Raw genomic sequence first — 25,977 nt, forward strand, 5'->3', positions numbered from 1 at the left:
ATCAAATGTAATTTATAAGCATCTCGGAGAAATCGAATGGCTTTAACAAACGCAGATCGCGCAGAGATCATTGCTAAATTTGCTCGCGCTGAAAACGACACTGGTTCACCAGAGGTTCAAGTAGCTCTTTTAACTGCTCAAATCAATGACTTACAAGGTCACTTCAAAGAGCATAAACACGACCACCATAGCCGTCGCGGTTTGATCCGTATGGTTAACCAACGTCGTAAGCTTCTTGACTACCTTAAAGGTAAAGACGCTACTCGTTACAGCGACTTGATTGCTGCTTTAGGTTTACGTCGTTAATTCGATTAAACTTTTATTTTCGGACTATCGCATCTTGAATGCTTTATCGCTGAAAAAGAAAGTCTACCTCGTCTTCGCGAGGTAATGGGGAAGGGGCGAATGTTTCGCTCCTTCTTTGTGTCTTAAAATCATGTTTTTAATTTCTGGTGAGGTCGGCTTCTAAGCTTTGTCATTTCCACCGTTGCTTGAAAAGAGTAATGTGAATGCCAAACCTTAGGGGTCTCCACTAGATAAATAACTGTTCAAAAGAACTAGGAAAAAACAATACATGTCTATGTTTAATATTATTCGTAAAGAATTTCAATATGGTCAACACACGGTTGTTTTAGAAACTGGTCGTGTTGCTCGTCAAGCAAACACTGTTGTGATCACCATGGGTGGTGTACAGGTTCTTGTTGCAATCGTTGCTCAACCAAAAGCAAAAGCAGGCCAAGACTTCTTCCCGTTGACTGTTAACTACCAAGAAAAACAATATGCTGCAGGTCGTATCCCAGGTGGTTACGGTAAGCGTGAAGGTCGTCAGTCTGAAGCTGAAACTTTAATTTCACGTCTTATTGACCGTCCAATCCGCCCATTGTTCCCAGAAGGTTTCTACAACGAAATCCAAGTAACAGCGACTGTTATTTCTTCTGACAAAACCATGGAAGGCGATATCGCTGCAATGTTGGGTGCTTCAGCTGCGATGTCTATTGCTGGTGTTCCATTTGCAGGCCCAATTGCAGGCGCACGTGTTGGTTTAATCAACGGTGAATACATCCTTAACCCAACTTTAGAACAGCTTAAAGAATCTGATCTTGACCTTGTGGTTGCAGGTACTGAAGCTGCTGTATTGATGGTTGAATCTGAAGCGAAAGAGCTTTCTGAAGACCAAATGTTAGGCGCTGTACTTTTCGGTCATGACGAAATGCAAATTGCAATTCAAGCAATTAAAGAGTTTGCTGCAGCTGCGGGCGCAGTTGAATCTACTTGGGTTGCGCCAGTTAAAAACGAAGAACTTCTTGGTAAATTGAAAGAAGCATTCGAAGCGAAAATCTCTGAAGCATACACAATTGCTGTTAAGCAAGACCGTTATGCAGCATTAGATGCGCTTCACGCTGAAGCTGTTGCTCAGTTTGTTCCTGAAGAGGATGAAACTGGTATTGCTACTGAAGTTGACGAATTATTTGAAGACTTAAAATACCGTACAGTACGTGACAACATCTTGTCTGGTAAGCCACGTATTGATGGTCGTGACACGAAAACTGTACGTGCAATTGACGTTCAAGTTGGCGTGTTAGATCGTGCTCACGGTTCTGCATTGTTCACACGTGGTGAAACTCAGGCGTTGGTAACTACCACTTTAGGTAATACCCGTGATGCGTTGATGGTTGATACCCTAGCTGGTACTAAAACTGACAACTTCATGTTGCACTACAACTTCCCTGCGTACTCTGTAGGTGAAACAGGTCGTGAATCTGGTCCTAAGCGTCGTGAAATTGGTCACGGTCGTTTGGCGCGTCGTGGTGTTCAAGCTGTTCTTCCTGCGGCTGACCGCTTCCCGTACGTGATTCGTATTGTATCGGATATTACTGAATCAAACGGTTCATCTTCTATGGCTTCTGTATGTGGTGCTTCATTATCACTCATGGATGCAGGTGTTCCATTGAAAGCACCAGTTGCAGGTATTGCAATGGGCCTAGTCAAAGAAGGCGAGCGCTTCGCAGTTCTTTCTGACATTTTAGGTGATGAAGATCACTTAGGTGACATGGACTTTAAAGTAGCTGGTTCTGCGAACGGTATTACTGCACTTCAGATGGATATCAAGATCGAAGGTATCACTGAAGAGATCATGGAAGTTGCATTGAACCAAGCGTATGCGGGTCGTATGCACATCCTCAATGAAATGAACCAAGTGATTTCACGTGCGCGTCCTGAAATTTCAATGCATGCGCCGACATTCCAAGTCATCAACATCAACCCTGACAAGATTCGTGACGTGATTGGTAAAGGTGGTGCAACCATCCGTGCCATTACAGAAGAAACCAAGGCAGCGATTGATATCGAAGACAATGGTACAGTACGTGTATTTGGTGAAACTAAAGCAGCCGCTTCTGCTGCTGTTGCAAAAATCCAAGCACTGACTGCTGAGATTGAACCAGGTACAATTTACACTGGTAAAGTTATTCGTATCGTTGAATTCGGTGCCTTTGTTAACATTCTTCCAGGTACTGATGGTCTACTTCATATTTCACAAATCTCAAACGAGCGCATTGCGAACGTGGCAGACGTGTTGAAAGAAGGTCAAGAAATTAAGGTACAAGTTGCGGACGTAGACAATCGTGGTCGTATCAAATTGACGATGAAAGACATCGAGCAAGTTTAAGTTCTGCCAATTCACAGAGTATGTTCTATGTGAGTTGAGTGATATTGAAAAGCCCTGAGCTTTGCCAAATTAAACTTTGGCTTGCTCAGGGCTTTTTTTATGGCATCATGCTGGCTAAGACAGACAATAATAAATGAGATATGCAAAGCTATTATTTCTATCAACATCCTACTGCACAGCATACCTATGTGCAGAAACAACCGATTGCAGAGCAGGAAGCCGAATTTATCTGGGTGGAGTGTAGCCGTGAAGACGTAGTAAATCGCGCTGAGCATTGGCAACAAGACATTTATTCGGCAACAGGGATATGGGTAAATGAATATCACCTACGTGATATTTTAAATTTAGAACATCCTTGTGCATTCGATACGTTGGAAGACTATGATTTATTGATCTTCCGAAAGTTGATCACACCTGATGACCAAATCAAAATTGATGCACAGGCTGTTGAAAAGCATGAGCGCGTATTTGGGTTGGCGACCACACCTATTAGTTTTATGCTCACGCCACAAGTTTTGATTACAGTTAGAGAGCAGGGCAATAAAGAAGTTGAAAGTTATATTCAGCGGATTGAAACGGTTTTGGGGCGTCCGATTGAAGAACATAATAAGCCACGAAAACTCCCATCGACTCCATTAGATTTAGCACTGCGTTTATTAAACCATATGGTTGATGGTTATCTGGACTTGCGAGTTCCACTCACGCGTCGAGTGGAGTTCTGGCAGCAGGAGCTTTTACAAGGCCATCGTCGTTTTACTAGATGGCATCAATTATTGCAGGAGAATATGGCTTTTCAGCAGGTGGAAAATTTGTGTGAAGAACAGATCGAAACTTTACAGGAATTGCGCGATGAAATTGTGGATAATTATTCGCACTTGAAAGGGAAAAAGCGCAGTGAAAAACAAGACATCATGTTGGTGCGTGTGGACGATTTGACCAGTCATATTGAACGTATTCAAAAGCACACGATTCGTTTGAGAAGTGCGGTACAGGCCGCTATTGATCTGCATTTCTCAGCGATTGCTAATCAAACCAATGAAAACATGCGTATTTTGGCGATTATCACTGCTATTTTTGCACCACTGACCTTGTTGACTGGGGTATATGGAATGAATTTTGAGTTTATTCCTGGGCTGAAGTCACCTACAGGGTTTTGGATTATGCTCGGCATTATGCTTATGACCACCATGACGTTGCTTTATTATTTCTATCGACGGCATTTGGTCGGTCGCGGGGAAAAGAGTGTTATTGATATGCTGGCTCAACAACATGCGGATCAACATATGAACCTGTTTTGGTTTATGGATTATGAGCCGATTAAACAAACCGTGAAAGGCACGATTAAAGATTTAGAGAAAATCACCAAATTAAAATAATTGGGTGATTTTCTGTATCGACAGTTAAAGCGAATGCGCTTTAACCAGACGCTCTTGAGGCAAACGCTATCCTTGTTCAATTTATTAGTCGGATATGTGGGCGTTGCAGAGCATTTAAATTTAAGAGGTTTTGAGTTGAGCTCCTTTTAAAATGCGATAAAGCTGATCTTTGATGAACAGTTTTTTGCGTTTGAGGGGCTCAATCTCTCCACGATGAATCCGAACAGGATCTTGTTCGAGTAAACAAATTTCCTTGTCCAGCGCTTCATGGTCATCAAACATTTTAGAAAAATGTGGATTGTCTTCTCTAAGCTGTTGAATCATGTCTCGGTATTCAGGAAACATGTGCTTGGTCTTTTTATTACAAACTTTAAGTTTCATGGTTGCCGTCAAATCCTCTTTTAGCATAAAAAAAAGAAAGAAAGGCATGCGCCAATCTTTCTTTATAGAACTAGTGCTGAGTTGGTTTAACTGGGTCGGTGAGGTGTAAGTGTTTCACTTCACGACGGAGTTTTTGAACCTCATCAATTAAATCCAGCATCATTGCAACAGCAGTAAAGCTGGCATCAAAGTCACGTTGTAAGCGATAGGCTCGCCGTGCACGTGAGACATCATCACCAAAAAACTGGTGAATACGGTTATCGGGTCGGTTAGGCAGAATGTCATATTCCAACAGCTGTAAAACCCACTCCGGACTTTGTCCGCAAGCTTCAGCAAAATGCTTTAAATCAAAGCTATGTTGTTCATCAACAATTTCAGCGTGTCGACATCCGTCTAAAATAATTTCACGATAATGAATAGTCGTCATAATTTTCTCCTTAAGACTGACGCGGCTTGAAGTGAGGAAAAGCTTCAGCAAAGGCTTGGTAAGCCTGTTGCTCTTGCTCACTTTGCGCAGGAGGTTGAACAATATTTAAAATTAAATATAAATGCCCAGCGGTTTTGGCTGGAATCCCCTGATCTTTTAAACGTAGTTGTTGCCCATTTTTCGCGTTTTTAGGAATTTGGATTTGTAGTGTGCGGCCATTTGGCAGGGTGGCAGTTGTGCTCAGTCCTAAAGCGGCTTCCCACGGGCTAATGTTGAATTGGTGATAGACGTCGACCCCTTCAACACGTGTGGTGTCTGTGTCTTTGTAGTAAATTTCGATATAGAGGTCACCATTTTCACCCCCCTGAATACCCGACTGTCCTTGACCACTTAAACGAATCTGTTGTCCTTCTTTCATGCCTTTAGGAATTTTAACTTCCAGCGTTTTACGCTGAATTTCGGCCTCGCCATAAGCATTTAAAGTAGGGATCTGTAAGGTAATGGTTTGGGTGGTGCCGTGGAAGCCTACATCCAAATCTACATCTAAGCGTGCATGTTGGTCTTCACCTTTATGGGGTGTGCGATTTTGGCGTTGATATTGATAATTTGATCCACCAAAGCCTGATCCAAAACGACCAAATAAGTCTTCAAAGCCCGAAAAATCATGTGCCTGTTGACCACCCTGTGCATTCCGAAAGGCACCCTCAAAGCCACCAAAGCCTGTATTTTGATTAAATTGGTGAGCACCTTGCGGATGGTCAAGCTCAAAGTCGTATTCCGCTTTTTTTGTTTCATCACTCAAGGTGTCATAAGCTACGTTGAGTTCTTGCATACGTGTTTCAGCATCGGCTTCTTTGCTGACATCAGGATGGTACTTACGCGCCAATTTACGGTAGGCTTTTTTAATTTGATCGGCTGTCGCATCTCGCGTTAAACCGAGTATTTCATAATGGTTCTTCGGCATAAGTAAGAATTTATAAATTGATTAAGTTTTAATCATTATTCAGCCTTTTAGTCGATTTCTACAGTAAAGATATGTTCCTTATTGTTTCAAAACATGACAAGAAAAAAGCCCCCAATGAAAGGGGCTTTGATTGATGAGGGATACTTAATATTTGACCCAGATGATGTTACGTCCACCGCCATTTTCGGTCGAAGTTCCTCGAATCCGTAAGTGCTTACCATTATTACTGAGTCGTGCCTGAGCGTCATAGCGTAAACCTGAGAGCGGGTCGAGCAGTTGACCTTGAATATACGTGTTGCCTTGTGTCTCATCTGCTTTGAGATGGCTTAAAGTCGTCATCCCGATGATCGGCTGGTTTTTATTCACACCATCACATTTTGTGCAATTTTCTATTTTGGTTGCTCCTGGAATTTCACGTGTACTCAGGATGATAGCTCTATAGAGATTATTTTTATCTTTTTGAATTTCAACATCTGCAAGCGAGTAGCCCGTCTTATCATCAATAGTTTTCCATTTTCCAAGTAATGGGTCGGACGCTGCAAAACAGGAGAAAGCCAAGCTACTGGTGAGTGCCAAAAGATAAACAGATCGTTTCATAACAACCAAGCCCCGAGGAAAAATAAATATAAAAAAGGCATAAAAAAATTATGGTTTTATTTATAACGAAATTTAAATGGAATGACCAGTAAAATATCTATGAATAAGAGTGATGGTTTATGTGAAAAATATGACTTTTATGAAACTTAAGACATAAAAAAAGAGCAGCGATGCTACTCTTTTTTTATGTCTAGGAGAAAGACTTAGCTTAAGTGCTCACCAAACAAGCCGAGCGCTTCTTCTGCACTAAAGCTGTATTGTGTGTTACAGAACTGACAGTCCATGGTAATGGGGTTCTGATGTTCTAGTGTTTCACGTACAGCTTCTACACCAATTTGCTCAAGCGCATGAGCACAACGTTCTTTTGAGCAGGTACAACCGAATTTCAATGCTTCAACTTCGGGTAAACGAACGTCTTCTTCGTTATAAAGACGGTAAAGAATTTCGCTGGTGTCTAACTCAGTCAACTCTTCTGCTTTAAGTGTCTCCGTCAACATGGTTAGACGTGGCCAAAGGTCTTGGTCAACACGTTCTTGTTCTTCTTCACTATTTCGCGGTAACAGTTGAATGAGTAATCCGCCTGAACGCTGAGCTGAGCTGGCTAAGACGATACGTGTTGGAATTTGTGCAGATAGGTCATAATACTGCATTAAGCAACCTGCAAGATTTGGCTTATCTAAAGCCACAATTCCTTGATAGCGCTCACCAAACTCAGGTTCAATATTAATAAACAGCACTGGGCTGACGAGTGTGCTCAACACGGTACTGCTACTTTCAGCGCTGTTAAAACGTGGGTCAGCTTCATAATCCGCCAAAGCACGTACTTCACCGAGGTGATTGCATTCCGCCATAGCCCATTTAAAGCTACCTGACGCCTGAATTTGTAAACTAATACGGCCTTTAATTTTTAGGGTGCTGGCAAGCAATGCCGTGGCACTGAGCATTTCGCCTAACAGTATTTGGATTGCTGGGGCATAATCACGCTGTGCCAAGATGGTTTGTAGGGTTTCTTCAAGATGAACCACTTCACCACGAACAGGACTATCTTCAATATAAAAGCGTTGACGCAAATCAGACATAAATTTCTCCAATATCCTGTCTTAATGGTGACGATATTGTAAAACACAAGTCATTTTACTTCATCCCGTGTCACATCTATTCGGTCATGTTGTAACTCACGCTGTAGGTCAACCCCCACAGGGCTTTGGCGCAATTGGGTATCACTTTCAAACAGATGTTCTAATTCGGCTAAAGCGTTACGATGTGTTTCATACACTTTCTGCTCATCGTTATAAATGCTTTGCTGCTGTGCGAGCAGTTTTTCATCATAATCGCGGAATAATTCGATGCTCTTATAAGCATCAGCTTCAGCAATTCCGAGATTGCGCAGCGCAAAATAAGCCATCCCCAAGGATGATAAATAGGTTTCACGCCAAATATGTTCGACCCCTAGATCACGCAGCAAGTGCACATGATGTCGGTCTCGTGCCCGCACCAGTAAGTTTAGGTCAGGGTAGTTGAGTCGAATATGGCGTGCCACATTCATTGAGTCCTCAATGTCATCAATGGCTAACACAAAAACTTTGGCATGTTCGATCCCTGCGGCACGCAGGATATCGGGTTGAGTGGCATCTCCATAGTAGAGTTTACCACCGTAGTTTCTGACAAAGTCAACCTTGTCGATATTGCTATCAATGGCTGTAAAAGTCTGGTGTTGTAAGTGCACCAGTCGCGCTACAATTTGTCCAACACGCCCGAAACCCGCAATAATCATTGGGTTGTGTTGATCGGGAATGTCGTCATAGACGGGAGTAGTTTCTTTTTCAAATAGCGGTACCACCCAAGAACTCATTAGCCAGTATAGAATAGACGTCAGAATCATCGACAAGGTCACGATCAGGTTGATCGGCTCTAAAATGGCCTGTGTAATCACATGTTCACTCATGGCCACATTGAGCACTACAAAAGCAAATTCACCGCCTTGTGCCAAACAGGTTGCCAGCATCAAACTATTGCGCCATGAAAACTCGAAGTAGCGAGCTATGGCCGTTAATGCCAGCAGTTTGACCAACATCAGCAATAACGCACCGCCAATAATCAGACTTGGGGTTTCCCACAGGAGCGAAACTTGGGTACTCATCCCGACGGTCATGAAAAACAGACCGAGAAGTAGACCTTTAAATGGTGCAATACTGGCTTCCAGTTCATGACGGAATTCAGAGTCAGCAAGTAACACTCCCGTTAAAAATGCGCCCAAGGTGGTACTGATACCTAAGACATCCATCAGCGCGACCACGCCTAAGACAATAAATAAGCCGACTGCGGTAATCAGTTCATGCGCGCCACTTTTGGCCACAAAGCGAAAAAATGGACGCATGAGATAACGACTAAATAAGAATAAGCCTGTAAAGGTAGCAACAATAGCGGCAAAGTAGGCAATGCCATGATGGGTTGAGCTTGTTCCCGCAAGAAGGGGAATAACTGCAATCAGCGGAATTGCAGCAATATCTTGAAAGAGTAAAATGGAAAAGGACTGTTGACCAAACGTGGTGTTGAGTTGTTGTTTTTCGCTCAGAAGTTGCAGAACGAAGGCTGTCGAGGAAAGAGCGAGGGCAAAACCAATCACAACACTGGCTGCAATCTGTTGTTGCAAGGCAAAAAAGACGATGCAAGCGAGTAGAATTCCGCAGACAGCGACTTGTAAGCTCCCCATCACGAATATGGATTTACGCATTTCCCATAGACGTTGTGGTCGGAGTTCCAGTCCAATAATGAACATCAAGAAAATCACACCGTATTCAGCGAGTTTATGAATATCCTCAGGGTCATGGACGACATTTAAAACACTGGGGCCAAGTAAAATACCTGTAAATAAATAGCCGAGTACGGTGGCAATCCCGAGCCGTTTGGCTAGCGGAACGATCATCAGTGCCGCAGCCAAAAAGAGGGTGATTTGAAGCAGTAGAGACATTGCCCTGTCCTAAATTTTTTTCTTTATGTTTAAAGTTTAAGGGAGAATGCGACTCAGGTCTAAGCCTTATTCACCTACGGTCTTAACTTAACTCTTGTGGGTCAATATCGAGACTTAATTTCATGCCATGCGGCTTGTTGTGCCAGACATTTTGCCACCACTGACGAATATAGAAGTGCATACGTGCACGGTCTTTTGAGAGCAGTACCATATGCGCCTGATAGCGCCCAGCTTTACGTTCCATTGGTGCAGGAATAGGTCCCCAAATATCAATAGTGTTTTCTGAGGCTTGGCGCAGGGCTTGTGCATGTTCTTGTAAAAAACTTTGGTTCAGTTCTTGTTGTTTAGACTCACAGCGCAATAAAGCTGCATAGCGATAAGGGGGCATCCATGCAGCTTTACGCTCTTTCAGTGTTTGCTTGGCAAAGCTACGATAGCCCGATTCCAAAAGGGTATTCAGCAAAGGATGATCTGGACGTAGAGTTTGTAAATAGACCTCACCTTTTTTCTCACCACGTCCAGCGCGTCCCGCAACTTGGATGATGAGCTGTGCGGTACGTTCTGTGGCACGAAAGTCAACACTGAGTAAGCCTGAGTCGATGTCTAAAATCGCCACCAAAGTCACATAAGGAAAGTGATGTCCTTTGGCTAACATCTGTGTGCCGAGTAAAATGATCGGTTCGCTTTTTTGGATTTTATTATAAATTTTTTGCCAACTACCGACTCGACTGGTGGAGTCGCGATCAACCCGAATCACGTCAAAATTGGGAAATAACGCTTGTAGGTTTTCTTCAACTTTTGCGGTACCTAAACCAATCGGTTTCAGTTCATTATGTTGACACTGCGGGCAGTGCTCAGGCATACGGTGGATGGTGCCACAGTGGTGACAGTGGAGATGCTGATAAGGCTTTCGATGTACGGTGAAATTGGCATCACAATGTGGGCATTTTGATTGCCAGCCACAACTCTCGCAGATTAACACGGGCGCATAGCCTCGACGGTTTAAAAAAACCAAGACCTGTTCTTTTTTGTCTAAACGCTTCTGTATTTCATGAATTAGTTGTTGGCTGATACCATTTTGCTTTTGTGCCACTTTTAGATCAATCACATGCATTTTTGGCATGACTGCTGCACCAGCCCGCTGGTTCAGTTCCAAGCGGATCATTTTACTTTGTTCGACCAGTGCATAACTGTCGATACTGGGCGTTGCAGAGCCGAGGATAATTGGACAGTTTTCTAAGTGTGCACGGTATAAGGCCACATCACGAGCGTGGTAGCGGAAGCCCTCTTGTTGCTTGAATGATAAGTCGTGCTCTTCATCTAAGACAATCAAACCCAGATGTGGAAGGGGCGTATAGATGGCAGAACGTGTGCCAATCACAATTGAGGCTTTACCTGTTTGTGCGCTTTGCCAAGCTTGCAGGCGCTTAGAATCATTCAAACCTGAATGTAGTAGCGCAATATGACAGTGAAAGCGAGATTGAAAACGACTCACTGTTTGTGGGGTGAGACCAATTTCAGGCACTAAAACCAAGACTTGTTTGCCTTGTTTTAAAACCTCTTGCATGACTTGCAAATAGACTTCAGTTTTACCACTACCCGTTAAGCCATCGAGTAAGAACGCTTGATAGCTGTTCCGTACTTTTAAAATACGCTGAATGGCATGCTTTTGGTCCTCATTGGGGGTGAGAGGCATTTGTGCCAGTGTCATGGCTTGCGGTTTAAAGTCTTGAGCTTCAAGGATGCACTGGGTGATTTGCTTTTTTTCTAAGGTTTTTAAGGTTGTTGTTTCTACACCAGCCAAATTTAAAATGTTTTCAGAAGTTCCTGTGGGATGTAGTTTTAAAATTTTATAGGCATCTTGTTGTTTTTCAGAACGCTTTAATTTGTCTTCGGCATGGTCATCAATCAGCTTCCACATCCGTGCCAATAGGTTGTAAGGCTTACCTTGGCGTAAAAAGCTAGGTAACGCGGCATGCATCACTTCACCAATCGGAAATTGGTAATATTGTGCTGCCCATGTCAATAAACTTAAAACTTTAGCATCTAAAATAGCGCTGTCATCGAGCAACTCAGTTATGGCTTTGAGTTTAAAGCCTAAATCGAGTGGTTTCTCATCAGTGAGTTTCTCAACAATGACACCGACCACATTTTGGCGACCAAATGAGACAGCCACACGTGCACCGACTTCAGCTTGGTGGTATTGTTCAGCCGTTAAACTATAGTCAAAACAGTCATATAGATAAACAGGAACAGCCACACGAATACGGTAGCTCGGTGTGGTGGAAAGTGTATTCTCTGGCATAAAAAGCTCAAAATGTCCTGATGAAATTGTGATTGTGTGATGAATGAGTTGTGTTAGAGTGATGACATAATTTATAACTTAGAATATGAATGATTTTGATGCTGACATGCAACAGCACCAAATAACTAAATGGACAATTAGAAAGCGTAATCATGCCAGCATATCAATTTACCGCACTCGATGCCGCAGGAAAGCAGCAAAAAGGCGTGCTCGAAGGGGATTCAGCGCGTCAAATTCGGCAACAACTTCGTGATAAAGCGCTGATTCCAGTCTCGGTTGATCCTGTTGAACAAAAAGATAAGCACAGCAGCAAAACATGGTTTCAAAAACAAATTACCGCTTATGATTTGGCTTTATTGACACGTCAACTTTCTGTCCTTGTCGCTGCGGCCATTCCTTTGGAAGAAGCCATTCGTGCGGTCGGAAAGCAGTCAGAAAAAGCACACGTACAAAACCTGTTGATGTCAGTCCGTTCTAAAGTATTGGAAGGTCATTCATTAGCACAAGGTTTACAGCAGTCGGGGCGTTTTCCAGAGTTGTACATTGCCACGATTGCCGCTGGCGAGCGTTCGGGACATTTGGACTTAATTTTAGATCAGTTGGCAGACTACACTGAAAACCGCTTTGCGATGCAAAAGAAAATCCAAGGCGCGATGATTTACCCGATTATTTTAATGCTGATGTCTTTTGCCATTGTGATGGGACTCATGACCTATGTGGTGCCTGACATTGTCAAAACCTTTGACCAAAGCAAAGATGCCTTACCATGGATTACTGTGGCTTTGATGAAAGCCAGTGATTTTATTCGCGTGGCATGGCCGTTTTTATTGGTGGGCAGTGTGTTAGGCATCGGCTTATTATTGCGATTTTTAAGAACCACAGCAGGGCATTATGCCTTTGATCGCTTAACGCTCAAACTGCCATTATTCGGTAAACTTTCGCGTGGTATAAATGCTGCACGCTTTGCCAGCACCTTGTCGATTTTGACCCAGTCAGGTGTGCCCTTGGTGGATGCGTTAAAAATTGGCGCGGCAGTGAGTAATAACTGGGTGATTCGCGATGCGGTCAATCATGCCGCAGAAAAAGTGACCGAAGGTGGAAACCTGGCGACCCAGTTGGAGCGTAGTGGTTATTTCCCACCGATGATGGTACAAATGATTAAAAGTGGTGAAACCTCGGGTGAATTGGATCGGATGTTAGAGCGCGCATCGACCATGCAAGACCGAGAAGTGACAACGCTGATATCGACCTTGCTGGCTTTACTTGAGCCATTGATGTTGGTTTTGATGGCAAGCATTGTCTTGGTGATTGTGATTGCCGTGATGCTACCGATCGTCAACATGAACAATATGATTTAATTTTAAAAATATAAGATGGAAGAGAAAATTCACATGCAATCAAAAATCTATAGACGCCAAGCTTCAGGTTTTACTTTAATTGAAGTTATGGTGGTGATTGTTATTTTAGGTGTGTTGGCAGCCTTAATTGTTCCTAATGTGATGGGACGCGGTGAAAAAGCCAAAGTGGATACCACCGTTATTACGCTTAAAGGGGTTGCCGCAGCATTGGATCAATATAAATTGGACAATGGTAAATACCCTTCGATGCAAGAGGGTGGACTTGACGCTTTGGTGAATAAGCCTGAGTCTGCAAAAAATTGGTTGCCAGGCGGTTATGTGAAAGGTGGATATCCCAAAGACAGTTGGGACAATGACATTCAATATGTTGCACCTGGGAGCGATGGACGACCATTTGATTTATATTCTTTTGGTGCGGATGGACAACAAGGTGGTGAAGAAACCAATGCTGATATTCAGTATCAACCTTAATTGAGAATTATTATATATTGGCTTTAATTGAATATATCATTACAGTGCATAGCTTATGCCAATAGACACTGTAATGATAATACATCTTAATTTAAAATTAATATCTAAGTTTTTGATTTTAAAATATTAAATATAATAATAATGGTTGAGATTTATAATAAGAATTATTCCCATATTTATTGATTACAAATAATGTAAATTATGGATAAAAATAGGCTTTTTATTTATTTAAATCCTTGCATAATGTTCTTAATGGCAACTGATTTGCCTGAGGAGAATAGAATGAAAGCATTAACCTTGTTGGATGACGTTAGCCAATTCCATTGGTCGATGCTCAAATCTGTTCTTTTGATTTTGAGTATGCTTCCTGTTGCTCAAGGTGTTTTAAGTCTCTGGCAATCGACTGAAGGCAGTAGTCAAATTATGGTAGGCTTCTTTGCAATCAGTCTGTTCAGCACATGGGCAGTTTTGAGCTTTTGGTCCGCTTTAAAAGCAACCGTACTCACACTCGATCAAGTACAGATTACAGCATTAGAACAAAAAGTAGTTATGGTTTATCGTTATACCCCGATGCTCTTTTTAGCCGGTATGGTGTCCTATTTGGTCAGTCAAATTTAATACTGACATGCATCGTTGTGATAAAAAGCCGAGCATATACGCTCGGTTTTTTATTGCGTCATGAAGAATGGCAGAAAGATAGGATCGCTTGTCTGTTTCGTCGTATATGATCCTAGTGTTCGCTCTCTATACTGTAAAAAATATAAAGATAGAGTGAAATATGGAACAGATTGATTGGGCAGATTTTTTAAAAGTCGAGCTCCGAGTCGGACGTATTATTCAGGCCGAAGTCTTTGAGCAAGCACGTAAGCCTGCTTATATTTTACATGTCGACTTTGGTCATGAGATTGGCATTAAGAAATCGAGTGCACAGATTACCGAGCGTTATCAACCTGAACTGTTATTGGGTAAATTGGTGGTAGCAGTGGTTAACTTTCCGAAGAAACAAATTGGTCCTATCCAGTCTGAGTGCTTAGTGACAGGCTTTCATGATTCAGATGCAGGCGTGGTGCTGTGTGTGCCTGATATAGATGTTCCAGTAGGCACCAAGTTACTGTAGCTGAAAAAGAAAAAACCCAAGCGCAGCTTGGGTTTTCTTTGGAAAAGTCTGATTTAACAATAGGAATCATCGACGGGACTTAAACGATACATCGACTTTACGTGGACGATAGATCCAACCCAAGATCAGTAAAAAGACTGAAAAACCTAAAATTGGCCAGTCACTTAAACGGGTATATAGTGTTTGACCTTGCATGGCAGGTAGTTCGCCACGAAGTACGGTTGCCACATCTTGCGGAGCACGTTTTACGATATGTCCCTGATGGTCAATAAATGCCGTCACACCTGTATTGGTGGCACGGATAAACCAGCGCCCATTTTCTTTGGCACGCATTTGAACCATTTGTAAATGCTGTAAAGGGCCTGCGGTTCCTGTAAACCATGCATCATTGGAAACCGTTACCAAGAAATCACTTTGGCTGGCATTGCGACGCGTCAAGTTCGGATAAGCCACTTCATAACAAATCGCAGCACCTAAATGCTGCTGATGAATAGACAGCGGTTTTTGCTGTTGCTCGCCACGTGAGAAACCACTCATCGACGGATCATTTTGCATAGCTGGCAAGACCCATTTCAGTAAACCAGATAGCGGAATATATTCACCAAAAGGCACCAAACGTTGCTTTTTATAGAGGCCTTCAGCTTCAGCACCATTGGCCATAATGCTGTTGTAGTATAGGGGGCGACCTGCCGCTTCAGAGCCTGAAATATCCCAATACGGAATACCCGTGACCCACGCCGTGTTACTTTTCTTGGCTTGCGCAGTCATCGCAGCTAAAAAGGGTTCGATATCACTTTGGAACATCGGAATAGAGGATTCAGGCCAAACAATGAGGTCACGTCCCCATTCTGTTTTAGTCAAATCGGCATAGATTCCGAGTGTTTTCAATTGATATTCAGTGAGCCATTTTAAGTCTTGCGGGATATTGCCCTGAATTAAAGAAACCGATAGTGGTGGCGTATTTTTTGCGGAGACGAACTCAATTTTTGATGCACCCCATGCACCAAGTACCAATAAGGCAGAAGGAATGACCCAGAAGATGCGGCGGTTTAAAACTTCGACCAGTGCACAGGCCAAAACCAAGACCACAAACGACACCCCGAAGATACCAAATAATGGCGCATAACCATCCAGTAAACGTTCGGTAAAGGCATAGCCTGCAAACAGCCAAGGGAAGCCTGTGAAGACCCACGTTTTTGCCCATTCAAAAAGCACCCAAAGCGGGGCGAAGGTCAGTGGTGTTTCAGGGAAAAAACGGCGGTAAATAAAGCTTTGGACAGCCGTGAATAAGCCCATGACCAAGGCCATAATCCCGATCATGCCGACACTTAAGGCACTATTGGTATCGCCATAGACATGAATGGAAGTATAGAGCCAAAAAGCCCCCACGAACCATAGGCCAAAACCATAGGCCCAACCAATGCCAAAGGCCTGCTTTGCACTGCGTTTGCGTAAAGTCGCATAGAGCAGTGCTGGGGATAGAATTGCCAGCCACCAATAGTAATACGGAGCTAGTGCAAAACTAAAAATAGCACCAGAAAATAAGGCAATTAAAAGCGGATAAATTAAAGGTAACTGTTTTTGTTGTGAAGTAGGGGTTAACAGTTTGTCAAAGTAAGCTCTCATTTACGAACGGCTCGAATCAGATGAATAGAACGTGCATCTGCTTCTACAATGGTAAATTCCCAATTTCCAAGATCAATCACCTGACCTTGTAAATCACTCACTAAACCAATTTCTTGAAGCAATAAACCGCCCACAGTTTCAACCTCATCATCAGAAAAGTCTGCATCTAAAAGATTGTTAAAGTGTTCGATTGGTGTAAGTGCCTGAACCAGCCAGGTATTTGCCGTGGTTGGGTCATTGTCAGGAATAATATATTCCGCTTCTTCATCAATTTTGTCGTGTTCATCTTCAATTTCACCGACAATTTCTTCCAAAATGTCTTCTAGCGTTACCAAACCTGAGGTTGTACCGTATTCGTCAATCACCACTGCAATATGCGTTTGGGTATTTTTCAACATGCGAAGCACTTGGTCTGAACGTGCACTTTCAGGCACAAATAAAGGCTGGCGCATTAGCGCACGTATATCCACTTTATTGTTTGGTTCAGTCAAGAAAGGCAATAAGTCTTTCGCTAACAAAATGCCAACGACATTGTCAGGTTGATCTGATGAAAAGACAGGGAAACGTGAATGTGCTGACTCAACCAAAGTATGTAAAATGTCGAGTAACTCATCATCTTCTTGTAGGCTGATCATGGATGTACGCGGTGTCATGACCTCGCGGACTTTGGTTGCTGGAAGGTCTAATACGCCTTCTAACATCGCAACAGTGTCGGGTTCTAAAAAACGACGTGAATCTTGAACTAACTTTAACAGTTCATCGCGAGTTTCTGGCGCGGTACCTAACCATTTGCGTAAGCCACGCATTCCCCACGACGGGCCTGATTCCTCGTGCATGATCTTTCCTAAAGACGCTTAATATCTAAAAAACTTAATTTTATCATACCGTAGAAAACACAGTTGTCTATTGTAATTAAGCAAGGATTGAGTGAATGATCAGATCAAATGTTTTGAAATAGCAGACTTGAGCCGTCGAAGGGTGATTGAATTGAAATGTAGAAAGGTGAGTTGTGTTAAAATTGGCAGGTTTTTAAATTTTTGAGTTTGAATATGTCTGATTTGGAACGAAGCCCAAGCATTCAATTAAACACCCGTGGTTTACGTTGTCCTGAACCTGTGATGATGCTGCATCAGGCCATTCGCAAGTCTAAATCGGGGGATGTGGTTGAGGTGTTTGCAACGGACAATTCAACTTCTTGGGATATTCCCAAATTTTGTATGCATCTTGGGCATGAATTGTTATTACAAGAAGAACGTTTAGATGAAAATGGCAATAAGGAATTTCATTATTTGGTTAAAAAAGGTTAGGAGATTTGTCTTGGTCTTTTAAAATGAGCTTGAGTAGAGAAAAAGAAATAACGTTCATCCAAGCAAATCAGAATGAAAAAAATAACTGTATTCTTATGGGCTCATCTTTTTGCATTATTTTGTTCAATTTCTTGGGCAAAATCTTGTGAAGTTCCTGTAAGAACAATGAATGTTGCAGGTTTAAAAATTGGACAGCATATTCGTGAATTTCAACAGCACCATCCCACCGAAAAAACGGTTATTTTAGGGGGTGATAATTATCAGTTTGAATTTGCACAAGGTGTGGATACACCAATTAAAAAAGCAGGTGTGAGCTGGGTTCAGCATATTCGTTATGACCCACATTCTAAAATGATTGTTTCATACAGTTTAAGTTTTTTAGATGGGCCACTTGCGACGTATGAAACCGATTTAGATGTTTTTAAAAGTCGAGTCTTAAAAAGATTTCAGGTGGCGCAAAACGGCTGGAAACAAGTTGAAAATAAATATGTCTATCAGTGTGATAATTATCGGATTGAAATTTATCAAGATCATGGAGTTGGGCATACTGCGATAGGGCCAACGGTGATGGTTTTTAGCAGAAAGTCAGATGCCTATTAATTAAAAAAATCCCTTCAGTGCTGAAGGGATTTTTTTAATCTAAAAGAGATCATCTGTGCGGAAATATGCCTCAGCGTAAGCCTTTTCTAACATTACATGTTCGGGTATGAGACACGGTTAGCAAAGTAACCGCTTTGCCGTGTCGCAAGGAATTACATATTCGGGTAATTCGGACCACCGCCACCCTCAGGAGTTACCCAAGTAATGTTCTGAGACGGATCTTTAATATCACATGTTTTACAGTGCACACAGTTAGCCGCGTTAATTTGGAAACGCTTCGAACCATCATTCTCTTCCATAATTTCATAAACACCAGCAGGGCAGTAGCGCTGAGCTGGCTCGTCCCATTTTGGTAAGTTTATATTTACAGGAATAGAAGCATCAGTCAGTTTCAAGTGTGCTGGCTGATTTTCTTCATGTACGGTATTCGATACAAATACTGAAGATAAACGGTCAAAAGTCAGCTTACCATCTGGTTTTGGATAGTTCGGCTTAAATGTTGCCGCATCTACAGTTTTCAGTGTACTGAAGTCAGGCACTAAGTCATGCAATGTAAACGGGACTTTAAACACATTTTGGTCGATGAAGTTAAATGCACCACCACCGAACGTGCCAAATTTGTGCATTGCTGGGCCAAAGTTACGAGAACGATATAACTCTTCTTTTAACCAGCTGTTGTTGAACTTGTCTGTATAAGCGGTTAACTCTTTTGCAAAGAAGTCTTCACCTTCAAGCACACGTGCAATGGCAAGATCACCACCTTTTTCAACGCCTGCTTGAATCGCTTCGAATACCGCTTCGCCACACAACATGCCAGACTTCATAGCCGTATGAGAGCCTTTAATTTTAGCGAAGTTTAGGAAGCCTGCATCATCACCAATTAAAGAACCACCTGGGAAGCTAAACTTCGGCAGTGAGTTGAAACCGCCTTTCACTACAGCACGTGCGCCATAAGAAATACGCTTACCACCTTCAAGATACTGCTTAATCAGTGGATGCGTTTTCCAGCGTTGCATTTCTGCAAATGGATACATGTGTGGGTTTTCGTAAGATAAGTCCACGATCATACCCAAAGTGACTTGGTTGTTTTCAGCGTGATATAACCACCAACCACCAGAAGAACCTGTTTCAGCTAGAGGCCAACCTGCCCCGTGCATCACCAAACCTGGCTTGTGTTTCGCAGGGTCGATTTCCCATAGTTCTTTGATGCCGATACCATAGTGTTGAGGGTCTGCATCTTTATCGAGATCGAACTTGGCAATCAGGCGCTTACCTAAATGACCACGGCAGCCTTCAGCAAAAATCGTGTATTTGGCATGTAGTTCATAGCCTGGGGTAAAGTTATGTGTTGGTTCACCATCTTTACCAATTCCCATATCACCGGTTTGGATGCCTTTAACCGTACCATCAGCATGATAAAGAATTTCAGATGCAGCAAAACCTGGGAAAATAGAAACTTCTAATTCTTCAGCTTTTTGGCCTAACCAACGCACTACGTTACCAAGTGAAATCACATAGTTGCCATCATTGTGCATGGTTTTAGGAACCATCCAGTGCGGCGCTTCTTGTGACTTTTCAGCAGACATTAAGAAATAGGTTTTATCTTCAGTTACTGGAACATTTAAAGGCGCGCCTTCTTCTTTCCAGTTTGGGAACAACTCATTGATCGCACGCGGTTCGAGCACAGCACCTGAAAGGATATGCGCACCAACTTCAGAGCCTTTTTCTACGACACAAACGGACAGATCATTAAGGTTGTTTTCAATTGCAAGTTGACGAATTTTAATCGCAGCAGAAAGGCCAGCAGGGCCTGCGCCTACGATGACTACGTCAAACTCCATCGATTCACGTTCGATGTGTTCCATGTAGGACTCCTCATATGGTTAAAGGTGGCAACCGTTTTGACTCAAAGAACGGTGCTGCCATGAGTGTTCTTAGTTCCCAGACACAAAATTTATCATCGTGTCTTTTATATTGTGAGCTAGTATAGGTTTAAACCGAGTTCTAGCCAATTGGCTGAATCATATTATTTTTCCGTCAGACAGGCATGAATTTTATGGATAAGCAGCACAACTCAGCAAATCCGACGAAAAAAGTAGCTATTGCTGATAATAAAAACTTAACTGATATTGCACAATACATAAAAGATGGACAGTCCGGTCACAAAAGGTCAATCCCTCCTTTAGATCAATGGCACCCAAAGCATTGTGGCGCAATGGATTTGAAGGTTTTGGCCAATGGAGAATGGTGGCACGAAGGTCAATTGATCAAACGCCCAGCCATGATTGAGCTATTTGCAACGGTACTTTGGAAAGAAGAAGATAAGTTTTATCTCAAAACCCCTGTCGAGCAGATTGAAATCGAGGTTGAAGATGAGCCTTTATTTGTCAATCAGGTCGATCAAGTCGAAATTGCAGGAAAAATCTACCTACAACTGACCACGACTACACAGGATGTGGTGATCGTCGATGAAGCCCATCCCATTTTTATGCGTACCTTCCAAGGAGAGCTACGTCCTTATGTGCATGTTCGCTTTGGCATCAATGCACTGATTCAGCGTGCTGCTTTTTTTCATTTGGTGGAAATGGGTGAGCTAAGCGACGATGCAGATGGACAGGCTAAACTGTGCTTACAAAGTGGTGATTTGCTATTGCAATTAGGCACCTGAGGTTTAAGCTTGATTGATCTTTTAACTTTATACTGCAACGAGTCCTCATGAGTGCCATTCAGCCCTTATTTCCCCTGATCAACCCCATGCCAAAAGCGACAGCCGATGCGCCAATCGGGATATTTGATTCGGGAATAGGTGGCTTATCCATCGCTCAAGAAATTGCCAAGCATTTGCCGAATGAACGCTTTATTTATTTTGCCGATACTGCACACGTGCCTTATGGTCCACGTGATGACCAAAATATTCGAGAGCTGTCTGCACATGCTATTGAATGGTTGTACCGCCAAGGCTGTAAAGTTGCCGTTGTAGCATGTAATACCGCTTCAGCCTTTAGTTTGGATTATTTACGTGAACATTATGGCGATAGCTTTCCGATTATTGGCCTTGTTCCTGCCTTGAAGCCTGCAGTACTACAAAGTAAATCTAAAACCGTGGCTGTACTGGCCACTCCTGCGACTTTTCGTGGACAGCTCATCAAAGACGTCGTCGAAAAATTTGCGCAACCTTCGGGCGTTAGCGTAATTCCTGTGACTTGTTTAGATTTAGTGCCTTTTGTTGAGAGTGGCGCACAGATGAGTGCGGCATGTTTAGCCATTTTAAAAGATATTTTACAACCTGTTGTCGATCAAGGCGCAGATTACTTAGTTTTAGGCTGTACCCATTACCCTTTTTTGAAAATAGCGATACAATCTATTTTTGGTCAGAAACTGACATTAATTGACTCTGGGCAGGCAGTTGCACGACAAACAGCCCGTATTTTAATCAAAAATGAGTTATTATTTGAACAAAATCATGCTGATGATGTTCGAATCGAATGTTTTGTCAGTGGAAATAACGCAGAAAGTTTAAGACCCATCTTAGAACTTCTGCTTGAACCAGAATTAAATTGGACAATTTCGAATATATCGGATTGATTTTTATAAAAATGAGTCTAGTATTTTGATATATAGTCAAAAAATTGAAACCTAACATGCTTGAGTTAGTCGCTGTATCCATCTAGTTAAAATTGGGGGATGGGATACTGCGAAAAATAATGAGGATAACCGATGCTCGATAAGCGTTATCAAGTTTTTATTACGACCTCTGGAAGTGAAATGCAACCAGAACGGATGATTTTGGCCCAGACTTTAGTAGGCATGGGTTTTTTTTCTTGGGGATTAGAACAACGGACACCACTTTCAACGGCTTTTGCACGCCGTCAGATTGATGACTGTGACTATGTCATTTTGTTGCTTGGAAGCAAGTACGGTGAGCAGTCTGTATCGGGTGTCGGCTATATGCATCTCGAATACATTTATGCAGTGACCAAACAAAAGCCGATTATTGTCTTTATGCATGATGATCCAGATGCGCGTGATCCTAATTTGCATGATGACAAGCCTGAGTTACGTGAAAAATTCAAAGATTTTAGAAAACTACTGCAACAGGAAGTTGATCAGGTTTTTACGTATAGAACGATGCGTGATTTGGAGATGGCTGTTCGTTTGAATATGACCCAGATGTTGGAGCGTTATCCTGTATCGGGCTGGGTTCGTCCACAGAATACCCAAGTATTGCATGACGAGATAGATAAGCTCAAAGCGAAGGTGATGCAGTTAGAAACCGAAGCAGGTAAACGCGAAGTCGATCCATTCCTGACATTGCCGAAAGTAGCTATGCATGAGTTTTTTGTATTTGATTATCGGATGCATGCTTATCAGGATGGAAACTTTAAGGAACTGAAAATTCAAAAGCAGATGACCTGGGCACAGTTACTCTCGGTTCTGGGTTCGACATTTATTCATCCAACGCCTGAAGAGTATTTTTCAAAACGCATGAATGAATATTTAAATGAAACGGGTTTAAATGATGCACGGCAAGAAATGCCACGTGCGCATGCGGTTGCTCGTTCACAAATTAATATTCGTGCCTTACATAGTATTAAAATGCAAATGCGTCAAAATGATTGGATCGTTCAGTCGGGTCGGGATGATCGCCAACGTATGCTTTGGCAGTTGACCCCAAAAGCCAGTAAGCTTTTGGAGAGTAATTTATTGGAAAATGATCGGGCTTTCCAATTTCAGTCTTCGTAGTTATCCATTTAGAAAATGAAAGGAAAACTGTTACAGTAGGGACATTCAAAAACGAGCAACGAGGGCTGAATGTCTACTGCAGCAAAAGCAAAAGTGACTGTTATTTTGGCAAATTTGGGGACGCCAGATGCACCGACGGCTTCCGCAGTGCGTCGCTTTTTAGATCAGTTCTTATCTGATTCGCGTGTGATTGAAATTCCCAAACCGCTTTGGCAGATTATTCTTCGTTTATTTATTTTGCCGTTTCGTCCGAAGCGTGTTGCCCATGCTTATGAAATGGTGTGGGGTAATGACTCGCCAATGCGAGAGATTTTGCTAACCCAAGTTACTGCATTAGAACAGCAACTTCTTGTGGATAATCCCGAATTTGAATTGAATATCGTCCCTGCGATGACCTATGGCAATCCTGGTATTCAGCCTTTGCTTGCTGAGTTGAGTCAAAACCCTCAAGATCATATTGTGCTTTTTCCTTTGTTTCCGCAGTATTCTGCAACATCTAGCGCGCCTTTATATGATGCTTTCGCGAAGTGGATTCCCAAACAACGCAATTTGCCGGGGTTGAGTATTATTCGCGATTATTATCAGCACCCTTTATACATTCAGGCTTTGGCGCAAAGTGTGCGCGATTTCCGTGCTGAACATGGGGGGGCTGAAAAGCTGTTAATGTCTTTTCATGGTATTCCACAGCCTTATGCCGATAAAGGCGATCCCTACGCCGACCGTTGTCGCATCACAGGGCGGTTGGTGGCAGAAGAGTTGGGACTGGCAGAGAATGAATGGGCCATCAGTTTCCAATCTCGCTTTGGCAAGCAAGAATGGGTAAAACCATATACCGATGCCTTACTGACCGAATGGGCAGAGCAAGGAGTGAAGTCGGTACAAATTATGAGCCCTGCGTTTTCAGCGGATTGCTTAGAAACTTTAGAGGAATTGGCGATTCAGAATGCTGAATTGTTTTTGTCTCACGGTGGAGAGCGGTATCAATATATTCCAGCCTTGAACAGCCGCGGAGATCATTTGCAATTGCTCAATACTTTGGTTCAGGCTAATCTTGATGCCTTAAAACAGACATTAGCCAGCAAAACGAATTGAGGTTGACACGCTATGTTGCAAGTTAAAATTGTGCCTGTAACGGCATTTCAGCAGAACTGTTCGATTGTTTGGGACAGTGACAGTAAAGAAGCAATTTTAATTGATGCAGGTGGAGAGCCTGAGAAACTTAAAGCAGAAATCGAAGCGTTGGGTCTGACAGTAAAAGCGCTGTGGTTGACGCATGGACATTTAGACCATGCTGGAGCAGTCGGGGCATTAAAAAAACTGTGGGATGTCCCTGTGATTGGCCCGCATAAAGAAGATGCTTTTTGGTTGGATATGATCCAAGAAGTTTCGCAACGTTATGGTTTTCCTATTCCGGAAAAGGTAGATGTCACGACATGGCTTGAAGGCGGAGAAGTTCTTAAACTGGGAAATGAAGAGTTTGAAGTGCGTTTTGCCCCTGGGCATACCCCGGGTCATGTGATGTTCTATAATAAGAACTATGGATTACTGTGGACAGGCGATGTGTTGTTTAAAGGCTCAATAGGTCGTACCGACTTTCCGCGTGGTAATCATCAGCAGTTGATTGACTCTATTCAGCGCGAATGCTTTAGCTTACCTGATGAGACACAGTTTATTTCAGGACATGGCCCAATCAGTACTATTGGCTTTGAAAAACAACATAACCCTTTTGTGGCAGGAAAAGCAGGCTAAGTGTTTCGCTGTCTAGTTGAAAATAAAAAAGTCAGCTGGTGCTGACTTTTTTATTTTCGAAATGGATTATTCAAAATGTGTTGAGTTTCGAGAGCAAACACGATGGAGAATAAGGCGAATAAGAGCCCAACCGAAAGGATCAACAGATCTTGTATATAGATGCCAAACATCAAGCTACTGACCGAAAGTAAAGACGCAATAATGACAATAATTTTACTGAGTAGATTCATCTTTTCCTCCTCCTATAAGGTTTATTTTTATGATTTATTCAAATGTGAGTGAGTAAAAACCTAAGGAGGATTATAGATGAAGAATATTATTTTTGAATAAATATTGATCAATTAAATAGTGAACAATTCTCATCAAAATATGAAAAATATCATGAAATAAGGCAGATTATTCTTCAGAATTATCGGCCTGTGGAGCATCTTGTGTTGGGAGGCGATATTCATCGTTTGCCCATGCGCCTAAGTCAATTAGCTTACAACGCTCTGAACAAAAAGGACGAAAGGCGTTATCTTCCCATTGGCTCATTTCACCACAGCGCGGGCATGGAAACGTATGTGGCATGATGTGCTCCAGATAAAATTTTCGGATTGAAATAGGCAAAAACGTTGGCAGTTGTTAGACTGATGCGGTTTTTTCTTAGTTTGATCTGATTATGCCAATTCGTCAATTTCAAGCCCAGCGTATGCAAGCCCCTCGTGATTTCAAAATGATCAGCCGTGATCCTATTTGTGTGGAAATTGGGGCGGGCAAGGGTAAACATGCCTTATTGTTTACGGCCAATCACCCTGAGAAAAAGCTGATTGCGGTTGAGCGAACCCGTGAAAAGTTTGTAGCGATGCAGAAACAACATGGCTTGGAAGGTCAGCAGAATTTACAACTGGTACATGCCGATGCTCTGCCGTGGGTGGTGCATGCTTTGCAGCCACAGCAAGTTGAGCAGTTCTTTATTCTTTATCCGAATCCTGAACCGCATAATCCTGCGCAACGCTGGTTGAATATGCCATTTTTTGAATTTCTGATTTCACGTTTACAAGTGGGTGGACAAATCACTCTAGCCAGCAATATTCCAGAATATATCGAAGAAGCACAGCAACAGTTGATTGAGGTATGGAAATTACCGTTTGTGAAAGAGCGCATTGCGGATCATTCTGCACGTACGCATTTTGAAATTAAATATTTAGAACGAGGCGAGCTCTGCCAACAGTTGATCATCACCAAACCTGAAGGGTATTGCACACGTTTTGACGTGTTTCAGGCTTTGCAAGGTCTGAACTCACAGGCGCAATCTTCAGATCAAGCTGAATAAAT

Annotated in this window: 27 protein-coding genes; 15 read left to right on the forward strand and 12 right to left on the reverse strand. The window is 42.5% G+C overall.

Annotated elements, in window-relative coordinates; translation table 11 throughout:
- The first annotated feature begins 36 nt into the window (after window positions 1–36).
- The 3 genes from rpsO (at window position 37) to DPG01_RS04050 (ending at window position 4,044) form a co-directional block, all read left to right on the forward strand.
- Window positions 37–306, forward strand: a complete 270-nt coding sequence (gene rpsO / locus DPG01_RS04040; protein ID WP_004692669.1) for a 30S ribosomal protein S15 — start codon at window positions 37–39, stop codon at window positions 304–306.
- Between the two features lie 274 nt (window positions 307–580).
- Window positions 581–2,668, forward strand: coding sequence for a polyribonucleotide nucleotidyltransferase (pnp, locus tag DPG01_RS04045; RefSeq protein WP_171264465.1), 2,088 nt, complete (start codon window positions 581–583; stop codon window positions 2,666–2,668).
- A gap of 140 nt (window positions 2,669–2,808) precedes the next feature.
- Window positions 2,809–4,044: a magnesium transporter CorA family protein gene (locus DPG01_RS04050; protein ID WP_110974266.1), complete on the forward strand. Its 1,236-nt coding sequence runs from the start codon at window positions 2,809–2,811 to the stop codon at window positions 4,042–4,044.
- Between the two features lie 120 nt (window positions 4,045–4,164).
- Here DPG01_RS04050 and DPG01_RS04055 read toward each other — a convergent pair whose 3' ends face one another.
- The 7 genes from DPG01_RS04055 to DPG01_RS04085 form a co-directional block, all read right to left on the reverse strand.
- On the reverse strand, window positions 4,165–4,425 hold the full coding sequence (locus DPG01_RS04055) for a YdcH family protein (RefSeq protein ID WP_086209810.1): 261 nt from the start codon (window positions 4,423–4,425) through the stop codon (window positions 4,165–4,167).
- A 70-nt stretch (window positions 4,426–4,495) separates the two neighbouring features.
- Entirely contained in the window at window positions 4,496–4,852 is a 357-nt protein-coding gene (locus DPG01_RS04060) for a chaperone modulator CbpM (protein ID WP_086209667.1), read from the reverse strand.
- 10 nt (window positions 4,853–4,862) lie between these two features.
- Window positions 4,863–5,816, reverse strand: coding sequence for a DnaJ C-terminal domain-containing protein (locus tag DPG01_RS04065; RefSeq protein ID WP_086209666.1), 954 nt, complete (start codon window positions 5,814–5,816; stop codon window positions 4,863–4,865).
- A gap of 144 nt (window positions 5,817–5,960) precedes the next feature.
- Complete coding sequence (locus DPG01_RS04070) at window positions 5,961–6,413, reverse strand: DUF2147 domain-containing protein (RefSeq protein ID WP_110974267.1); 453 nt, start codon at window positions 6,411–6,413, stop codon at window positions 5,961–5,963.
- Between the two features lie 203 nt (window positions 6,414–6,616).
- Entirely contained in the window at window positions 6,617–7,492 is an 876-nt protein-coding gene (locus DPG01_RS04075) for an Hsp33 family molecular chaperone HslO (RefSeq protein WP_086209664.1), read from the reverse strand.
- Window positions 7,493–7,542: 50 nt separating this feature from the next.
- Complete coding sequence (locus DPG01_RS04080; RefSeq protein WP_110974268.1) at window positions 7,543–9,384, reverse strand: monovalent cation:proton antiporter-2 (CPA2) family protein; 1,842 nt, start codon at window positions 9,382–9,384, stop codon at window positions 7,543–7,545.
- Between the two features lie 82 nt (window positions 9,385–9,466).
- The gene (locus DPG01_RS04085; RefSeq protein ID WP_110974269.1) at window positions 9,467–11,689 is read right to left on the reverse strand and encodes a primosomal protein N'; all 2,223 of its coding nucleotides are present in this window, start codon (window positions 11,687–11,689) and stop codon (window positions 9,467–9,469) included.
- A gap of 152 nt (window positions 11,690–11,841) precedes the next feature.
- Here DPG01_RS04085 and gspF point away from each other — a divergent pair, with 152 nt between their 5' ends.
- From gspF to DPG01_RS04105, 4 genes are all read left to right on the forward strand, one after another.
- Window positions 11,842–13,047, forward strand: coding sequence for a type II secretion system inner membrane protein GspF (gspF, locus tag DPG01_RS04090; protein WP_004692652.1), 1,206 nt, complete (start codon window positions 11,842–11,844; stop codon window positions 13,045–13,047).
- A 33-nt stretch (window positions 13,048–13,080) separates the two neighbouring features.
- The gene (gspG, locus tag DPG01_RS04095; protein WP_086209809.1) at window positions 13,081–13,518 is read left to right on the forward strand and encodes a type II secretion system major pseudopilin GspG; all 438 of its coding nucleotides are present in this window, start codon (window positions 13,081–13,083) and stop codon (window positions 13,516–13,518) included.
- Window positions 13,519–13,800: 282 nt separating this feature from the next.
- Window positions 13,801–14,136, forward strand: a complete 336-nt coding sequence (locus DPG01_RS04100) for a hypothetical protein (RefSeq protein ID WP_086209661.1) — start codon at window positions 13,801–13,803, stop codon at window positions 14,134–14,136.
- Window positions 14,137–14,296: 160 nt separating this feature from the next.
- Window positions 14,297–14,635, forward strand: coding sequence for a tRNA-binding protein (locus DPG01_RS04105; RefSeq protein WP_110974270.1), 339 nt, complete (start codon window positions 14,297–14,299; stop codon window positions 14,633–14,635).
- Window positions 14,636–14,701: 66 nt separating this feature from the next.
- Here DPG01_RS04105 and lnt read toward each other — a convergent pair whose 3' ends face one another.
- Both lnt and DPG01_RS04115 read right to left on the reverse strand, forming a co-directional pair.
- Window positions 14,702–16,261 carry an apolipoprotein N-acyltransferase gene (gene lnt, locus DPG01_RS04110; protein WP_110974271.1) on the reverse strand — a complete coding sequence of 520 codons (1,560 nt, stop codon included), beginning with the start codon at window positions 16,259–16,261 and terminating at the stop codon, window positions 14,702–14,704.
- Window positions 16,258–17,097 carry an HlyC/CorC family transporter gene (locus tag DPG01_RS04115; RefSeq protein WP_086209658.1) on the reverse strand — a complete coding sequence of 280 codons (840 nt, stop codon included), beginning with the start codon at window positions 17,095–17,097 and terminating at the stop codon, window positions 16,258–16,260. Before DPG01_RS04115 ends, lnt begins: the two co-directional genes overlap by 4 nt.
- Window positions 17,098–17,310: 213 nt before the next feature.
- Here DPG01_RS04115 and tusA point away from each other — a divergent pair, with 213 nt between their 5' ends.
- Both tusA and DPG01_RS04125 read left to right on the forward strand, forming a co-directional pair.
- Window positions 17,311–17,568 (forward strand): sulfurtransferase TusA, encoded by a 258-nt coding sequence (gene tusA / locus DPG01_RS04120; RefSeq protein WP_086209657.1) that lies wholly within the window; start codon window positions 17,311–17,313, stop codon window positions 17,566–17,568.
- Between the two features lie 72 nt (window positions 17,569–17,640).
- Window positions 17,641–18,168 carry a hypothetical protein gene (locus DPG01_RS04125; protein WP_110974272.1) on the forward strand — a complete coding sequence of 176 codons (528 nt, stop codon included), beginning with the start codon at window positions 17,641–17,643 and terminating at the stop codon, window positions 18,166–18,168.
- A 152-nt stretch (window positions 18,169–18,320) separates the two neighbouring features.
- On the opposite strand, the gene DPG01_RS04130 is transcribed toward DPG01_RS04125, so the two are convergent.
- Window positions 18,321–20,033, reverse strand: coding sequence for an electron transfer flavoprotein-ubiquinone oxidoreductase (locus DPG01_RS04130; protein WP_110974273.1), 1,713 nt, complete (start codon window positions 20,031–20,033; stop codon window positions 18,321–18,323).
- Between the two features lie 191 nt (window positions 20,034–20,224).
- Between DPG01_RS04130 and DPG01_RS04135 the strand changes: the two genes are divergently transcribed.
- The 5 genes from DPG01_RS04135 (at window position 20,225) to DPG01_RS04155 (ending at window position 24,660) form a co-directional block, all read left to right on the forward strand.
- Complete coding sequence (locus DPG01_RS04135; RefSeq protein ID WP_110974274.1) at window positions 20,225–20,836, forward strand: DUF1285 domain-containing protein; 612 nt, start codon at window positions 20,225–20,227, stop codon at window positions 20,834–20,836.
- Window positions 20,837–20,883: 47 nt separating this feature from the next.
- Window positions 20,884–21,753, forward strand: a complete 870-nt coding sequence (gene murI, locus DPG01_RS04140) for a glutamate racemase (RefSeq protein ID WP_110974275.1) — start codon at window positions 20,884–20,886, stop codon at window positions 21,751–21,753.
- 132 nt (window positions 21,754–21,885) lie between these two features.
- Complete coding sequence (locus DPG01_RS04145; RefSeq protein WP_110974276.1) at window positions 21,886–22,911, forward strand: DUF4062 domain-containing protein; 1,026 nt, start codon at window positions 21,886–21,888, stop codon at window positions 22,909–22,911.
- Window positions 22,912–22,980: 69 nt separating this feature from the next.
- On the forward strand, window positions 22,981–24,003 hold the full coding sequence (gene hemH / locus DPG01_RS04150) for a ferrochelatase (protein WP_110974277.1): 1,023 nt from the start codon (window positions 22,981–22,983) through the stop codon (window positions 24,001–24,003).
- Window positions 24,004–24,015: 12 nt separating this feature from the next.
- Entirely contained in the window at window positions 24,016–24,660 is a 645-nt protein-coding gene (locus DPG01_RS04155; RefSeq protein ID WP_086209650.1) for an MBL fold metallo-hydrolase, read from the forward strand.
- A 50-nt stretch (window positions 24,661–24,710) separates the two neighbouring features.
- Here the strand turns inward: DPG01_RS04155 and DPG01_RS04160 are convergent, their stop codons facing one another.
- On the reverse strand, window positions 24,711–24,890 hold the full coding sequence (locus DPG01_RS04160; protein WP_110974278.1) for a hypothetical protein: 180 nt from the start codon (window positions 24,888–24,890) through the stop codon (window positions 24,711–24,713).
- A 166-nt stretch (window positions 24,891–25,056) separates the two neighbouring features.
- On the reverse strand, window positions 25,057–25,230 hold the full coding sequence (locus DPG01_RS04165; RefSeq protein ID WP_086209648.1) for a DNA gyrase inhibitor YacG: 174 nt from the start codon (window positions 25,228–25,230) through the stop codon (window positions 25,057–25,059).
- Window positions 25,231–25,315: 85 nt separating this feature from the next.
- Here DPG01_RS04165 and DPG01_RS04170 point away from each other — a divergent pair, with 85 nt between their 5' ends.
- Window positions 25,316–25,975 carry an SAM-dependent methyltransferase gene (locus tag DPG01_RS04170; RefSeq protein WP_171327349.1) on the forward strand — a complete coding sequence of 220 codons (660 nt, stop codon included), beginning with the start codon at window positions 25,316–25,318 and terminating at the stop codon, window positions 25,973–25,975.
- The last annotated feature ends 2 nt before the right edge of the window (window positions 25,976–25,977 follow it).

It is taken from the genome of Acinetobacter sp. WCHAc060042 (genome assembly GCF_003231195.1).
Lineage (GTDB): Bacteria > Pseudomonadota > Gammaproteobacteria > Pseudomonadales > Moraxellaceae > Acinetobacter.